The sequence below is a fragment of the Runella rosea genome (assembly GCF_003325355.1).
Classification (GTDB): Bacteria; Bacteroidota; Bacteroidia; order Cytophagales; family Spirosomataceae; genus Runella; species Runella rosea.
The window spans coordinates 5569703-5584503 of record NZ_CP030850.1; the positions used below are offsets into that span (position 1 = coordinate 5569703).

The following is a 14801-nucleotide window of genomic DNA, read 5'->3' on the forward strand; positions in this document are numbered from 1 at the left end:
TTAGGGAATTTATCCCGCTTTTTTTGTTGATTTTATGTCTATTAGAATGTATTTACAAGAAAAGATACGTTTATTTTTGAAAATCTTAACGCAAACGTTCCCGAAAACGATTGCGCTAATCAGAACATTTCAATAAAAAATGTAAAAATACCTAACTATCTTGTTGTACTTATTTTTGCATGATTTGGAGAGTAATATGACTTTTTTAAGATAGTACCTAAGATGAAAAAAACGACCATCAAAGATATTGCCCGGGAACTCAACGTTTCTACCTCTACCGTTTCTAGGGCGTTGCGGGACAGCTTTGAAATCGGGGCTGAGACCAAACAGCGAGTATTGGAACTGGCTAAACGTCTAGATTATACGCCAGACCCCGTGGCGTTGAGCCTGTTGAGTAGCCACAGCAACGACATTGGGGTTATTGTACCCGATATATCCAATCCTTTTTTTGCCTTGGTCATTGCGGGCATTGAAGATGTGGCTTTTGCGCAAGGCTACCATGTGGTGATTTACCAAAGCCACGACAACTACGAACGTGAGGTGATGAACGTCAGGCACATTGCCAATCGCCGTAAAGATGGGATGTTGGTTTCGTTGGCTACGGGTACCCAAGATTATGCCCATTTTAAAGCTCTTCACGAACAAGGCTTCCCCATTGTATTTTTTGACCGTATTTGTGACGAAATAGATACCCACAAAGTATCGGTAGATGATTTTGAAGGGGCCTATCAAGCCACCGAACACTTGATAAAGCAGGGGTGCAAAACAATCGCGCATATCTCTGGCCCGCCCAATTTACTCATCAGCCGCCGTCGACTACACGGCTACCGGTCGGCATTGCTTGACTATAAAATACCCATTATGGAGGACATCATTATGTCGTCTGAATACAATTCTCAGGAAGCCCTCATTATCACGCGTAGGTTGTTGGGTGGCTCGGTCAAAGTAGACGGTATTTTTGCCTCTAGCGACAACATCGCTATCGGTTCTCATGCAGCCATTACAGAAGCAGGATTATCCATGCCGCACGACATAGCGCTGATTGGGTTTTCGGATTTGCCCATCACTAGCCTGCTCAACCCTCCCTTGAGTACCGTAGCGCAGCCTGCGTTTGAGATGGGGCGATCGGCGGCTGAATTGCTGATTAATCTGATCAAAAATCCAAAAGATGATAGGGTTTCTATTTCAAATGTTTTGAGAACGGGTTTGGTCGTCAGAGAATCATCTTTGAAGATTCAATAAACTTGTAACAAAAGTCGATTTATATCAGGCAGAATGTCCTAAAATGGATTGAATTTGTCGATAATTGATTACTTTTTCCTACAATTTTTGCTTATTTATCCGCAGTTTTGTACAAAAAAAATACCTAAAATTACCAATGAAGACAGCTATCTACGCGCTTATTGCCCTTCTGACCCTGACTGGAGCAACGGGATATACACAACAGGTAATCCAATTGTATGAAGGAAAAGCACCCGGCTCAGAAAGTTGGACTTGGGGAGAAAAGGAGAGCGTGAACAATGCCTTTAAGACCAGAACTGTCTATAACGTATCGCAACCCACGTTGACTGCTTACTTGCCCAAACCTGAAATCGCAACGGGAACGGCGGTGATTGTGGCTCCAGGTGGGGCTTTTCACATTCTTTCCATCGACAGCGAAGGGATTGAGGTCGCCAAGTGGTTGAACTCCAAAGGTGTGGCGGCATTTGTGCTTAAATATCGACTGGTGCGCAGCCTGACCGATGACCCCGTGGCGGAACTGATGCCCAAAATGCGGGATTTTAAGAAACTCGACGAAGAAAACGCACCCGTGGTAGAAATGGCCGTAGCCGATGGCAAAAAAGCGATTGAATATGTGAGAACACACGCCAAAGAGTTGGACATTTTACCCAATCAAATCGGCATTATGGGCTTCTCGGCGGGAGGGGCGTTGACCTTGGGTGTGGGATTGAGCTACACCGCCGCCAATCGTCCAGATTTTATTGCGCCGATTTATCCCAAAACGGATATTTTTGGGGAAATAAAAGTGCCCGCTGATGCCCCGCCCGCGTGGTTTTGTGCCGCGTCTGACGACCAACTAGGCTTTGCCCCGCATGCCACGGCCTTGTACGATGCCTGGATTGCGGCCAAAAAAATCGCGGAATTACACATTTACCAAAAAGGAGGACATGGTTTTGGCATGAACAAACAGAAAATCCCTACTGATACGTGGTATGAGCGCTTTGGCGAATGGATGAAATTGCAGGGTTACCTGAAAAAACTGCGTCCTTCTGCGTTGGATTTGAAATACTCGGAAGAGCAGATTGCGAGTTTTCAACGCAACGACTGGGCTTATTTGAGCCGTTATGCCGAAGCCAATAAAAAGCTACCGGCTCCTAAAGCCGATGAAAATCGGGTGGTATTTCTGGGGAATTCCATCACCGAAGGCTGGGTGAACAAACAACCTGAGTTTTTTGCCAAAGGCAACTACATTGGTCGGGGTATCAGTGGGCAAACTTCACCGCAAGCGTTGTTGCGGTTTCGACCCGATGTGGTGGAACTGAAACCTAAAGTGGTGGTTATCAACATCGGTATCAATGATATTGCCGAAAATACAGGTCCGTACAACCCCGAATTTACGTTGGGAAACATCGCTTCGATGGTCGAAATTGCGAAGGCCAACCAAATCAAAGTCGTGCTGGCGTCGGTGCACCCCGCGTTTGAGTTTCCGTGGCGGAAGGAAATTGCGGATGTTCCTAACAAAATTATTCAACTGAACGAACGCTTAAAAGCGTATGCCCAAAAGAACGGGTTGGTGTATTTGGATTATCATGCCGCAATGAAAGACGGTCGCAATGGTATGAGCCCCGAAATAGCGGGCGACGGCGTTCATCCTACCTTGGCAGGGTACCAAATTATGGCTCCGCTGGCCGAGAAGGCGATTGCAGAGGCGTTGAAAAAATAGGATTGGCAAGATTTAAAAAAATTGATGCGTGAAAAACAGCACTGTTCCGATACTGAACCCGTTTGAAATGGGACAAATCCATTTCGACGCCCAGCTGGCGTGGCAAACGTTGTTCACGTCGACGCACCATTTTTTTCACATCAATCGTCTCGAAGAGTACAAAGACATGATGAAGTTTCCGCTGCCGCCGCACCGGAAAATGGTCTTTGATTTTGTGTTTTTGACGAGCGGAACCAGCGTTCGGAGCAAAGGATTGGATAGTTATCAATTTGGAGCCAATACGTTTTTCTTTTTGCCCGCCTATCAGATTACCGCGCACAAATCTATGAGCCAAGATGCCAAAGGATTTTATTGCCACTTTGATAGTGAGGTTTTGACCAAAAACTTTCAATCCAAAGACCTGTTTGCCGACTATTCGTTTCTTCAATTTATTGGTAATCCGTTGGTGACTATTGACGAAGAAACCACGCAAACGATTTTATTTATTCTGTACCGGCTCGAAAAAGAATACAAAAAGAGTGATTCGCCCGATTTTAGCATTGTGCAAGGGTATTTGCTCGCGTTGATGTCCGAAATCAAACCGTTTGTGAAAACCGAGCAAAAAGTGAAAATCAACGCCGCTTCGCAGATTACGGAAAAATATAAAAGTGCGCTGGCGCAGTACAGTTATCAAAAACAAAAAATCAGGGATTATGCCGATATTCTTTCGGTGACGCCCAACCACCTCAACAAGTGCGTAAAGGCCACGACGGGCAAATCCGCCCACGATTTGCTCGATGATATGCTCCTGTTGGAAGCCAAGGTAATGCTAAAACAGACGGGCCTTTCGATTGCCGAAGTCGCTTTCAGAATCGGGAAAACTGAATTGAGTGATTTTGGCCGTTTCTTCAAACAAAAAACGGGATTTACCCCGGGAGAATACCGAAAAAAAGACTGAAAAGAAGGGAGTGTTTGGAAAAATTCGGATAGGGCTATATGAGGTTCAGAATAGTCCTATCCGAACAATACATTATTTTTTAGCTTCTAAATACGCGTTCAGTTCTTTGCGCGGCATGGGAAGTTTGTTGTCGGGTAGGCTACGCAAATAATCATGAAATTCTTTGTTCATCTGCGCGGTATACTCGCTGTCTATCTGGCCAGTTGTCCAATCGCCGGCCTTATTGCGCATGATGCCGTATACGTGACGAAGGTTGCTGATTTCTGCTTCTAGTACGATTCCTTCTACCAAATAGGCGGGTAGAAAAAGGGTGCCATACGGGCTGGCATACACCACATCGCCTGGCAAAACCGTGGCGTCGCCGATTCGGATGGGGGCATTAATTGAGGTCAACATAACTTCATTGATGGCGGATGGGTGATTGCCCAAAATCCATCCGTTAAATCCTTCCACTTTCTGGATTTCTTGTAAATTTCGTACGCTGCCCCAAAATACTACGCCCCGTTTTGATTTTGAGTAAATAGAATTGGCCAATCGGTCGCCAATCAATGTTCCCTCATTCATTTTTGCAAAACCATCGGCCACGTATACATCTCCATCTTTGAGCATCTCAATCGGCCAGACGTTTGACAGTGCTTTGTCGCCGTGACCTTCGGCCAATCCTACTTTTCGGATGACATCCCCAAAATCGGGCCGTTGTGGCATGTATTGCGCGGTCACTGCGCGTCCGGTCATGATGGTATTTTTGTCGGGATTGACCATCATCCAATTCCCTTGGTATTGGTTATTAAATTTGTGCTTTTTTAAACCGCCCCAAGCGTGGGTCAACACCACCTTTTTGAGTCTTTCCAGTAAATCGTCTGATACATAGGGTCTTCCGTCGGGTAGTCGTTCTCCTTTCCATTGTGGTGTAAGGGAGATGATGTATTCACGATTCATCGCAACCCTGTTGTATTGGGCATTGGCATTAATGCTGTTGCAAATAAGAATGGTAAAAATGAATAAACCAGAAAGAACGCGTCGCATAGTTATGGATTTAAAGGTTTGTTTGGCTACCTACATTGTAATACTCAATCGTACCAAATTTACTGTTTTATTGGTGCTGAAATTGAAAATATTTCTTGATATTGTACAGTTTAGGAGTGAACTTGATGTGATTCCTAGCCTTAGGAAAAACTGTGGAGTAGCGGCTATTTGAGACATTGGGTTTGTTTGTCAACCAAGGTAAATCTAAAATATGCGAAGCGTAACGATTGAATATTCCGAATGATGTGAAAATTATTACCTTTTCTAACTCTTATACCGCCCTTTTTTTGAATCCTTCTTTAACCACCGTTACCCAGCCTGCGTATGAAATGGGCCGAGAAGCCGCCGCTGTTCTTTTTAAGTTGATTCAGAAAAAAAAGCCAGCTTCTCCTATTGAAAATAGAGTATTAAACTCAGTATTGATTGCCAGAAATTCAACAAAAAGCGAATTAGCCCGTCAGGAAGACCTGAAAAGAGAAAGTATTTGCCGTTTACAGAGCAGTTAGTCCTTTTTTTATGTTAAAAATGGAGCTAAGAGCTGTTTGGCCTCATTTACTATAAAATAAAGCCTTTCTTATGGTAAAATATAAAAAAATGGATTGATTTTGCGGATTAATGGCGTCTTTTAGACTAACGCTAACGTGTTTATTTATTGAAACTTTGCATTGAAAAATAGAACTATTTAAAGCAGTATCCAATCTTAAAAACATACGTTGGTGGCAAAGAATCCGCATTACTTTTCGCAATTGGCGCACGTGGAGGTTTATTCTCCCGATATTGAAAAATCAATTCACTTCTTCAAAGAAATTGTTGGATTGGACGAAACAGGCCGGGAGGGCGACTCTGTCTACTTCAGGGCTTGGGGAGATTATTTTCATCACACCCTCAAAATCACCTCGCGTGAAACCAACGGCTTAGGCCATATCGGCTGGCGAGCCGATAGCCCAGAGGCGTTGGAAGAATGCGTGGCGTATCTCGAAAGCATTGGCGCAGGATTGGGTTGGGTTGAGGGCGACTTAGGGCACGGTAAAGCCTATCGTTTTCAATCTCCCGAAGGGCATATTCACGAAATTTTCTGGGATGTGGTTTGGTTGAAAGAAACGGGCGAACGCGGTAGTATATACGCCGACCGTTATGCCAGCAATCGCCGTATTGGGGTCAACCCGCGCCGCATAGACCACGTCACGTACATGGTGGCTAAGTTTCAGTATTCAAAAGAAAAAGAATTTTGGAAAAAAATGGGACTGAAGAATCCCGATGAAGTGAGAATTGATGACGAAATCCCACCCATCGGAGGGCTTTGGACAACGGCCAATCTTTCGCACGACATTGCCATTTTTACCGACCCTAATGTGGGCCCCGGCGAAGCTACCCTCAACCACATTGCGTTCAACTTCGACAGCCGCGAAGAGGTGTTGCTGGCGCTCGATTACTTTACCGAAAAAGGCTTCAAAAGCGTGATGGGTGCCCCCACGCGCCACAAAGCCGATGAAGGTTTCTTTATCTACATTATTGACCCCGGCAGCAATATCATTTTTGAATTTTATGCGGGAGCCAGATTGATTTTTGCCCCCGACCACGGTCCCGACTTACATTACCTCAAAGACAATCCAAACGATGCGTGGGGCAATGCCAATCCTTTTGCCGAAATGGGCAAAGGTAAGAAACTCGGCCTCACCGACGGCGTCGTAAAACCAGTAGATATTTAACCGAATAACAATGGGAATGACGGGTAAAATAACGCGTCATTCTGCCCATCGTTATTCCCAACATCCCATTCAAATATCAAACCTATGTGGCATTATTTTCCGGGGCAATATATGCCCTCATATCAAGTAAATAGAGCATTGACGCAGGCGCACTATGGTGGTGGCGAATTTGCAGAAATATTAGAAGTTGCCAGTGAAATTGACCCTGCCGATAGAGAAAGTTTCAATCGGGCATGGGTGAAAATGGGGGATAAAGTCTATGAGATAGCGGAGAACTATGCCAAAGCGGGCCATAGCGTTTCTGCTCGTAGAACGTATTTGAGAGCATTCAACTACCTGCGTACCGCCGAATTCTTTATGACACTCCGGGATGAACGTAAGATCCCGTATTATCTAAAATGCCGTGATGCGTTCATCAAAGCCATTCATCTTTTTGATGAAAAACCCCTTCAAATGGAAATCCCTTTTGAGGCCGGGCAGGCGAACCTGTCTTTTTTGCCGGCGTATCTGTTCAAACCCACCGGAGTGAAAAATCCGCCCGTGGTCGTCATGTTTGGTGGATTGGACAGCTTGGCCGAGGAATTATATTTTGGCATTGCCCAGCACCTCAATGAGCGGGGGATTGCGATGATGGCCGTCGATGGCCCGGGACAGGGAGCCGCTTTGCGTCTCAATCATATTCATACTCGTTATGATTACAATGTGCCGGGAACTGCGGTGTTGGAGTATATTATCGAAAACCTAAAAGACGAAGTGGACACTGAGCGGGTTGGTATCGGGGCGGTTTCGATGGGGGGGTACATGGCGGCGCGTTGTGCAGCTTTCGAGCCTCGTTTTAAGGTCTGTATGATTTTTGGGGCTGTTTGGTCGTATTATGATATTTGGAAAAACCGTCCCGACAATCACCCTTTGGCTGAAATCGTGCAGCATATCGTGGGAGCTGAAAACATGACAGAGGCACGTGAAAAACTCAAAAACTTTACGCTAGAAGGAGTCGCTGAAAAAATCACTATGCCTACGTATATCTTACACGGTGAAGACGACCGTCAGAATTTTGTAGAAAATGCCTATAAAGTAAATGAAGTGCTTACCTGTGAGCATGTCATGGAGATTGTCCCAAAGGAAGAAAGCGGCTCGGCGCACTGTTCAGTAGATGATTTTACCAAGACCTTCAATATGTACGATTGGATTGCTGAAAAGATAAAAGCATAACCCATTTAATTTTGAACCACAAATAAAATGAGCAACATAAAGAAAGTGCTGGTCGTTGGCGGAGGAATTGGCGGTCAGTCTGTAGCAATTGGTTTAAAAAAAGCAGGTTTTGCGGTAGATGTGGTAGAAATTCTTTCAGAGTTTAATGTGTATGGTGTCGGTATCATTCAACAAGCCAACGCCCTCAGAGCGTTGGATGCCATTGGGGTAGCCGATGAGGTGATGCGAAGAGGTTCTCCTTATGGAAAAGTAAAACTTTGTTTACCTCACGGGGTTCAAATCGGCGAAGCTGGTACACCACCTATTGGCAGATTTCCAAGCCATAACGGTATTTCTCGACGAATTCTTCACGATGTTTTATTTGAGGAAGCTCAGAAAATCGGGTTAAAATATCGGATGGGGGTAACTGTAGAATCTATTGATAATCACCCAGATATTGCCAATGTTACTTTTACGGACGGTACAACGGACAGTTATGACATTGTGATTGCCGCCGATGGCGTATATTCAAAAGTACGAAAACTCATCTTTGGCGAATTCAAGCCAAATTATGTTGGATTATCCGTATGGCGTTATCCCTTCAAACGCCCTGCGGGCTTAGATACTGGTTATATTTTCTTTAATAAAAAACACAAAATCGGGGTTATCCCAATGACGGTCGAGTCGTGTTATATATTTTTAAATTCTGCCGAAGGCGATAATCCAATGATTCCCGAAGACCAATTAGTTGAAAAACTGAAAGGTTATATGTCGGCTTATCCCGTGCCTGTCGTTCAAGAGCTAATTCCCCAAGTAACCGATGCTAAATTGGTTAATTACCGAGCATTAGAAACGCTCAAAATGCCAGCACCTTGGTATAAAAACAGGGTAGTTGTTTTGGGAGATGCGGCTCACACCACCATACCACAATTAGGCTCGGGGGCCGCCTTAGCCATTGAGGATGCCGTGGTGTTGATAGAAGAATTACAAAAAGAAGGGGAAGTTGAAGCCATTTTTGAGAGATACATGAAACGTCGCTATGAGCGTTGCATGATGGTGGTGGATGTGTCCGAAACGTTAGGAGCTTGGGAGTTACTTGAATACAACGACCAACCACTTCCAGAAGGCGCAAATATGGGTATGCTGATGGGTAAAACTGGAATGGCCTTAACGGCTCCCATTTAAGGATGGCAACCCTGCAAAATCCCCTGAAAAATTGGCAAGTAAGCCGTGAAAATATCCAATACTTGGGTTACGACTTGCAAAGGCCAGAATGTATCCTGACCGAATCCGACGGCACTGTTTGGGCGGCAGATGCACGTGGGGGGGTGGTAAAGTTGAATCATGAGGAAGCTCAAGAGATTATCAACCCACTAAAAGTGAGTGATTTTTTGCCTGAAACTATTGATAAAGGCACTGATAGTCAACGGTATATTGACGCCGTAGGCTCACTGCCCAACGGCATTTGTTTTGACTCAAACGGGGATTTTATCATTGCCAATTGGGGAACCAATCACCTCGAAAAGATGACCCGTGACGGGAAATTGACGACCGTTTTAACGGAAATTGAGGGACAACCCTTGGGCAAAACCAACTTTCCACTGCGAGATTCTAAAGGCAGAATTTGGTTTACGGTCACCACCCGAACTGAACCTTGGTCTGACCAAATCAATACCCGCGCTACCGATGGCTACATTGCGTTGATGGATGAAAAAGGCGTCAGAATTGTGGCCGATGGATTTTGTGGGACCAACGAAATCCGTTTTGACGACAAGGAAGAATGGCTTTATGTGGTAGAAAGTTCGGCATGGAAAATTTCGAGAATGCGCGCAAAACCCAACGGTGACCTATACGGCCGAGAAGTGTACGGCCCGTCTAAGTTGGGTGGTTTTCCAGATGGTTTTGCCTTTGATGTTTTTGGAAATCTGTGGGTTACCCTCATTTTTACCGATGAACTCATTGCCATTACACCCGACGGAGAAGTAATCACCTTGTTGGATGACAGCAACCCGAAAACGAAAAAAAGATTGTTTGATGCTTACGAAAACCGTTGTGTTACCCCCGAACTTTTAGCCGCTACCCAAGGGACGATTTGTCCGTGGATGGCAAGTTTGAGCTTTGGCGGCGCGGATTTGAAAACGGTCTATCTTGGGAGTTTAAGAGGAACAAAAATTCCTTATTTCAATAGTCCCGTTGCCGGACAAAAAATGATTCATTGGCGATAACGAACATCATGAAACGATTCCAAAATAAAGTATGCTTCGTAACTGGCGCTGGTTCGGGAATCGGCAAGGCGACTGCGTTGTCTTTTGGACGGGAAGGTGGAAAAGTGGTCGTGACCGATATCAACGAAGCCGCAGCTCAGGCAGTTGTGGCAGAATTGCTTGCCTCTGGAGCGGAAGCCATTGCGCTGAAAGTGGATATTTCAAAACGAACAGACGTAGAAAGCGCGGTAAAAACCACCGTCGAAACCTTTGGGCGCTTGGATTGTGCCGTCAACAGCGCCGGCATTGCGGGAACGGTTTCCTTACCCACACACGAGTATCCAGAAGAAAATTGGTTGCAAATGATGAATATAAACCTGACGGGTACGTGGTATTGTGTGAAAGCGGAACTTACTCAAATGCTCGCGCAGGGCGGCGGAAACATCGTCAACATTGCCTCGGCGGCCGGCTTGGTAGGGCAACCCACCAATGTACCTTACGCGGCGTCAAAGCATGGTGTTGTGGGCATCACCAAAACGGCCGCTATTGAATACGCTACCCAAAATATTCGGGTCAATGCCATTTGCCCTACCGCTATTGAAACTCCCATGCTGATGGAAGGTCGGCGGAAATTGGCCCATAACCCAGAAGCCTTGGAACAGGCCAAAAACCTCCAACGCATGAAACGCATGGGCCAACCGCAGGAAGTAGCTGACGTAGCCCTGTGGCTATGTTCGGACGAATCAAGTTTTATTACTGGTCATGCCATGGCAGTGGATGGCGGGGCGTTTGCCTAAAATCTATTTTTACAATTCTCCCATTAAGCAAATGATACAACAAATAAAAAAAGGTATTACCTACGCCGAAAGCAAAGAGGCCGACTTGAAAGTCCGTGCTTTGGTCGAAAATATGTTGGAAAACGTGGCCACCAACGGCGACAAAGCAGTCAGAGAATATTCGGAGAAATTGGACAAATGGTCGCCCGAAAGCTTTCGCTTATCGTCGGCTCAAATTCAACAAATCATCGCCAGTTTGCCCGAGCAGGTGATTGAAGACATCACATTTGCCCAAACCCAAATCCGTAATTTTGCCCAAATTCAGCGGGAATCCATCAAAGACGTTGAAGTGGAAACTTTGCCGGGCGTGATTTTGGGCCATAAAAATATTCCCGTCAATTCGGTGGGTTGTTACGTACCGGGCGGGCGCTATCCAATGGTGGCATCGGCGCATATGAGTGTATTGACGGCCAAAGTGGCGGGGGTAAAGCGCGTTATTGCCTGTACGCCGCCCATCAACGGCGAAATTCCTGCCGCAACCGTGGCAGCGATGTACATGGCGGGAGCCGATGAAATTTATTTGTTAGGCGGTGTGCAAGCCATTGCCATGATGGCGTTGGGTACCGAAACCGTTCAACCTGTAGATATGCTTGTGGGCCCAGGAAATGCCTACGTGGCCGAAGCCAAACGGCAATTGTACGGAAAAGTGGGCATCGACCTGTTTGCTGGCCCAACGGAAACGCTCGTCATTGCCGATGATACCACCGACGTAGAAACCTGCGCCACGGATTTGCTCGGTCAAGCCGAACACGGTCCTACCTCGCCCGCGATTTTGTTGACCACTAGTAAAACCATTGCCGAAGGTATCGAAGCCGAAATTCAACGTCAATTGACCGTTTTGCCAACGGCGGATGTAGCGAGCGTGTCTTGGCGGGATTATGGGCAGGTGATTTTGGTAGATACTGTGGATGAACTGGTATCAGAAGCTGACCGCATCGCCAGCGAACACGTACAGGTGATGACCGAAAATCCACGTTATTTTTTGGATAAAATGACCAATTTTGGCGGCTTGTTTCTCGGCGACAAAACCAACGTAGCCTACGGCGATAAAGTGATTGGTACCAACCATACCTTACCAACCAGAGAAGCTGCTCGTTATACGGGAGGTTTGTGGGTGGGTAAGTTCCTGAAAACCTGTACGTACCAAGAAATTTGTACGCCCGAAGCCAGTGCGATGATCGGTGAATATTGCTCCCGATTATGCGCCATTGAAAACTTCTCCGGCCATAAAGAACAAGCCGATTTGCGGGTACGTCGCTACTCCAAAGTCCTCTCTCTGTGATTCTCTGTATCTCTGTGGTTTAAAAAATGGAACAAATGAAAACAGTCTTAGTCACCGGTGGAGCAGGAGAAATAGGCTCGGCCATTTGCCGAAAATTTGCCGAGAATGGGTATTGTGTAATTGCGACTTATAATAGCAATTCAGCAAAAGCGGAGAAATTAGAAGAAGAGTTAAATGGTATTTCTGACGGCCTAATTCGTCATTCAATTTTCCACGCTCCCACAACTGATGCACAAAAAGTGGCTGACTTAAAGGCTTTTGTGTCAGAAAAGTATGGAAAGTTAGATGTATTGGTAAATAACGCGGGAATTACCACCCCGGTCCCGCATGGTGATTTAGAAGGCTTGACCGATGAGTGGATTGATAAAATCATGCAAACCAATTTCAGAGGTTCGTTTGCGATGGTGAGAGCAACCAGAGCGTTATTGGAAAAAGGTTCAGAGGAAAGTAATGAGTCATCTCTAATCGTAAATATTTCCTCCATTGCAGGTATTTCGGGTATCGGAAGTAATGTGGCCTATTGTGCTTCAAAAGCAGCGATTGATTCTATGACCCGTTCACTGGCAAGGATTTTAGCGCCAAAAATAAGAATGGTATCAGTTTCACCCGGCTTTGTAGAAGGTGAATATACCAAGAATTTCGACCCAACATTCCTGCAAAATCAAATGGATAATACACCGCTTGGGCGCTTTGCCACGGGCGTAGATGTTGCCAATGCAGTTTATGCTTTAGCCACTTCTCTAACTTTCTCAACTGGTACTATCATTACGGTTGATGGGGGCAGACTTTTAAAATAGAAAAAGATGAAATTAGTAACCTTCAAAAACCCACAGGGTGATTCCCGCACGGGTTGGCTCGCAGGCGACGAGATCGTTGACATGAATTTGGCGAGTGAAAAGCTGCCAACGGACATGCTAACGTTTATTGACAATCACGAAGAGTACTTTTTGATTATCAAGGCATTAGGCGATGTGCAGCCTCATTATCAATTATCGGAAATTCAATTGTTGGCTCCGTTGCCCAATCCCCGCAGTTTCCGGGATTATATTGGCTTTGAGATGCACATGCAAAATGCGTCTCGGTCGTTTGGGCACAAAATCGGACCTGCTTGGTACGACATGCCGATTTTTTATTTTACCAATCATCAGGCCATTTACGGGCCAGACGACGAAATCAAACGCCCGACCAAAGAAACAAAAATGGACATTGAGTTGGAATTGGCCTGCATCATCGGCAAAAAGGGCAAAGACCTCAAAGCCCAAGACGCGCGTCCTTACATTTTTGGCTATACTATTTTCAATGATTGGACCGCCCGTGCCATTCAAAAAGTGGAAATGGAAATTCCGTTGGGACCCCACAAAGGCAAAGATTTTGCCAACGCCATCGGGCCATGCATCGTTACGGCCGACGAAATGGAGCAATACCGAGTGCCGTTTGATGAAAGCGTATTTAATGACCCGATTCGGGTACCGACTGTACAAATCGACCGGTTTAATCTCAAAATGACGTCCCGTATCAATGGTGTGACCGTCTGTGAAGGAAACTACCAAACCGTGTATTACACCTTCGAACAAATGATGGAGCGCGCTTCTGAAAACAACGTGACACTGATGCCTGGCGATATATTGGGCTCAGGTACAGTGGGTTGGGGAAGCTTGATTGAAAATAACTTCACCGTTCACCGCCCGCTCGAACCAGGCGATGTAGTGGAGTTGGAAATTGAAGGAATTGGGATTTTAAGAAATACAGTAATATGATTTTAGAACTTGCCACCATTGATATCAAACCGGGCACGAATGCGGAGTTTGAGCAGAATTTAGAAAAAGCCCAAGCCGTGATTAGTCAATCAAAAGGCTATGTGGGGCATGATTTTAAGAAGTGTATCGAACAGCAAAACCGCTACGTATTGCTTATTCGTTGGGAGAGTCTCGAAGCGCATACCATCGGTTTTCGCGAATCGGAATTATTCAAAGAATGGCGCGGATTGATTGGGCCGTTTTTTGAAAACCCGCCCGTGGTGCTGCATTATGAAGACTTGGATTTTAATTCAACATTAAGATAAATAGATTCCATGGAAACAGAAATGCCAACGGATTGTAAAGGTAAGTGACCGGTCATTTCGGTAATAATGGTTTCCTGCCAACGTCCGGGACTCTCACGAAACCAAACCTCGGCGTAGCATTCATCCTGACGAATGAGTACATATTCACGGAATGAATCAAGTGTTTTGTATTTGTCAAACTTTCTGGTGCGGTCGTAGCGGGATGTACTTTTAGAAAGTACTTCGACTACTAAAATCGGATTGATCAGTAACAGTTGATTGTCGTCCCAGTACAAAGGTTTTTCACAAACGGCTAACGCATCGGCATAAACACATGCATCAAGACTTTGTAAATAAACTAATTGTGCCGAAGAAAATACGATATGGTTTCTTTCAAGATTTTCGCCACGATTAACCATCTGAGCTATCATATTGACCGAAATGATATTGTGAGGGCCTTTGGCGTAGGGCATTTTAATGATTTGACCGTCAATGAATTCGTGCTTATGAATGGATATCGCCTCTTTCCGTAAATACTGCTCTAAAGTGTATCTGCGCACAGGACGGCTTAGCTTGAGAGGCGGCGTAAATTCTCGTGCTTGGGTAGTCATGACCTGTTCTTTTTTCAAAA

Annotated in this window: 15 protein-coding genes; 13 read left to right on the forward strand and 2 right to left on the reverse strand. The window is 45.4% G+C overall.

Annotated features, from left to right (window positions below):
• Positions 1-222 precede the first annotated feature (222 nt).
• From DR864_RS23040 to DR864_RS23050, 3 genes are all read left to right on the forward strand, one after another.
• On the forward strand, positions 223-1242 hold the full coding sequence (locus DR864_RS23040; protein ID WP_114069175.1) for a LacI family DNA-binding transcriptional regulator: 1020 nt from the start codon (positions 223-225) through the stop codon (positions 1240-1242).
• A gap of 136 nt (positions 1243-1378) precedes the next feature.
• The gene (locus DR864_RS23045; RefSeq protein WP_229599453.1) at positions 1379-2944 is read left to right on the forward strand and encodes a GDSL-type esterase/lipase family protein; all 1566 of its coding nucleotides are present in this window, start codon (positions 1379-1381) and stop codon (positions 2942-2944) included.
• A gap of 28 nt (positions 2945-2972) precedes the next feature.
• Positions 2973-3881, forward strand: coding sequence for a helix-turn-helix domain-containing protein (locus DR864_RS23050; protein WP_114069176.1), 909 nt, complete (start codon positions 2973-2975; stop codon positions 3879-3881).
• A 72-nt stretch (positions 3882-3953) separates the two neighbouring features.
• Here the strand turns inward: DR864_RS23050 and DR864_RS23055 are convergent, their stop codons facing one another.
• Positions 3954-4907: an RraA family protein gene (locus DR864_RS23055; protein ID WP_114069177.1), complete on the reverse strand. Its 954-nt coding sequence runs from the start codon at positions 4905-4907 to the stop codon at positions 3954-3956.
• 227 nt (positions 4908-5134) lie between these two features.
• On the opposite strand from DR864_RS23055, the gene DR864_RS23060 reads away from it, so the two are divergent.
• The 10 genes from DR864_RS23060 to DR864_RS23105 all read left to right on the forward strand — a co-directional run bounded on the left by DR864_RS23060 (position 5135) and on the right by DR864_RS23105 (position 14191).
• Positions 5135-5413, forward strand: a complete 279-nt coding sequence (locus DR864_RS23060; RefSeq protein ID WP_114069178.1) for a substrate-binding domain-containing protein — start codon at positions 5135-5137, stop codon at positions 5411-5413.
• A gap of 210 nt (positions 5414-5623) precedes the next feature.
• Entirely contained in the window at positions 5624-6616 is a 993-nt protein-coding gene (locus DR864_RS23065; RefSeq protein ID WP_114070436.1) for a VOC family protein, read from the forward strand.
• A 111-nt stretch (positions 6617-6727) separates the two neighbouring features.
• A complete protein-coding gene (locus DR864_RS23070) occupies positions 6728-7828 on the forward strand; it encodes an alpha/beta hydrolase family protein (protein ID WP_229599455.1) in 1101 nt (366 codons plus the stop codon).
• A gap of 27 nt (positions 7829-7855) precedes the next feature.
• Positions 7856-8992: an FAD-dependent monooxygenase gene (locus tag DR864_RS23075; RefSeq protein ID WP_114069180.1), complete on the forward strand. Its 1137-nt coding sequence runs from the start codon at positions 7856-7858 to the stop codon at positions 8990-8992.
• Between the two features lie 2 nt (positions 8993-8994).
• Positions 8995-10032, forward strand: coding sequence for an SMP-30/gluconolactonase/LRE family protein (locus DR864_RS23080; protein WP_114069181.1), 1038 nt, complete (start codon positions 8995-8997; stop codon positions 10030-10032).
• Positions 10033-10040: 8 nt separating this feature from the next.
• Positions 10041-10808 carry an SDR family NAD(P)-dependent oxidoreductase gene (locus tag DR864_RS23085; RefSeq protein ID WP_229599456.1) on the forward strand — a complete coding sequence of 256 codons (768 nt, stop codon included), beginning with the start codon at positions 10041-10043 and terminating at the stop codon, positions 10806-10808.
• A gap of 31 nt (positions 10809-10839) precedes the next feature.
• Positions 10840-12129: a histidinol dehydrogenase gene (gene hisD / locus DR864_RS23090; protein WP_114070437.1), complete on the forward strand. Its 1290-nt coding sequence runs from the start codon at positions 10840-10842 to the stop codon at positions 12127-12129.
• Between the two features lie 35 nt (positions 12130-12164).
• Positions 12165-12926, forward strand: coding sequence for an SDR family NAD(P)-dependent oxidoreductase (locus DR864_RS23095; protein WP_114070438.1), 762 nt, complete (start codon positions 12165-12167; stop codon positions 12924-12926).
• A 6-nt stretch (positions 12927-12932) separates the two neighbouring features.
• Complete coding sequence (locus DR864_RS23100) at positions 12933-13886, forward strand: fumarylacetoacetate hydrolase family protein (protein ID WP_114069183.1); 954 nt, start codon at positions 12933-12935, stop codon at positions 13884-13886.
• The gene (locus DR864_RS23105; RefSeq protein ID WP_114069184.1) at positions 13883-14191 is read left to right on the forward strand and encodes an antibiotic biosynthesis monooxygenase family protein; all 309 of its coding nucleotides are present in this window, start codon (positions 13883-13885) and stop codon (positions 14189-14191) included. The genes DR864_RS23100 and DR864_RS23105 overlap by 4 nt, the downstream gene beginning before the upstream one ends.
• On the opposite strand, the gene DR864_RS23110 is transcribed toward DR864_RS23105, so the two are convergent.
• On the reverse strand, positions 14155-14781 hold the full coding sequence (locus tag DR864_RS23110; RefSeq protein WP_114070439.1) for a Uma2 family endonuclease: 627 nt from the start codon (positions 14779-14781) through the stop codon (positions 14155-14157). The genes DR864_RS23105 and DR864_RS23110 overlap by 37 nt on opposite strands.
• Positions 14782-14801: the final 20 nt, after the last annotated feature.

What these genes read in the sequence shown, in the direction of transcription:
- DR864_RS23040 (WP_114069175.1), top strand. Translation starts at nt 223, where the DNA reads ATGAAAAAAACGACCATCAAAGATATTGCCCGGGAACTCAACGTTTCT.
- DR864_RS23045 (WP_229599453.1), top strand. Translation starts at nt 1,379, where the DNA reads ATGAAGACAGCTATCTACGCGCTTATTGCCCTTCTGACCCTGACTGGA.
- DR864_RS23055 (WP_114069177.1), bottom strand. Translation starts at nt 4,907, where the DNA reads ATGCGACGCGTTCTTTCTGGTTTATTCATTTTTACCATTCTTATTTGC.
- DR864_RS23070 (WP_229599455.1), top strand. Translation starts at nt 6,728, where the DNA reads ATGCCCTCATATCAAGTAAATAGAGCATTGACGCAGGCGCACTATGGT.
- DR864_RS23075 (WP_114069180.1), top strand. Translation starts at nt 7,856, where the DNA reads ATGAGCAACATAAAGAAAGTGCTGGTCGTTGGCGGAGGAATTGGCGGT.
- DR864_RS23080 (WP_114069181.1), top strand. Translation starts at nt 8,995, where the DNA reads ATGGCAACCCTGCAAAATCCCCTGAAAAATTGGCAAGTAAGCCGTGAA.
- DR864_RS23085 (WP_229599456.1), top strand. Translation starts at nt 10,041, where the DNA reads ATGAAACGATTCCAAAATAAAGTATGCTTCGTAACTGGCGCTGGTTCG.
- hisD (WP_114070437.1), top strand. Translation starts at nt 10,840, where the DNA reads ATGATACAACAAATAAAAAAAGGTATTACCTACGCCGAAAGCAAAGAG.
- DR864_RS23095 (WP_114070438.1), top strand. Translation starts at nt 12,165, where the DNA reads ATGAAAACAGTCTTAGTCACCGGTGGAGCAGGAGAAATAGGCTCGGCC.
- DR864_RS23100 (WP_114069183.1), top strand. Translation starts at nt 12,933, where the DNA reads ATGAAATTAGTAACCTTCAAAAACCCACAGGGTGATTCCCGCACGGGT.
- DR864_RS23105 (WP_114069184.1), top strand. Translation starts at nt 13,883, where the DNA reads ATGATTTTAGAACTTGCCACCATTGATATCAAACCGGGCACGAATGCG.
- DR864_RS23110 (WP_114070439.1), bottom strand. Translation starts at nt 14,781, where the DNA reads ATGACTACCCAAGCACGAGAATTTACGCCGCCTCTCAAGCTAAGCCGT.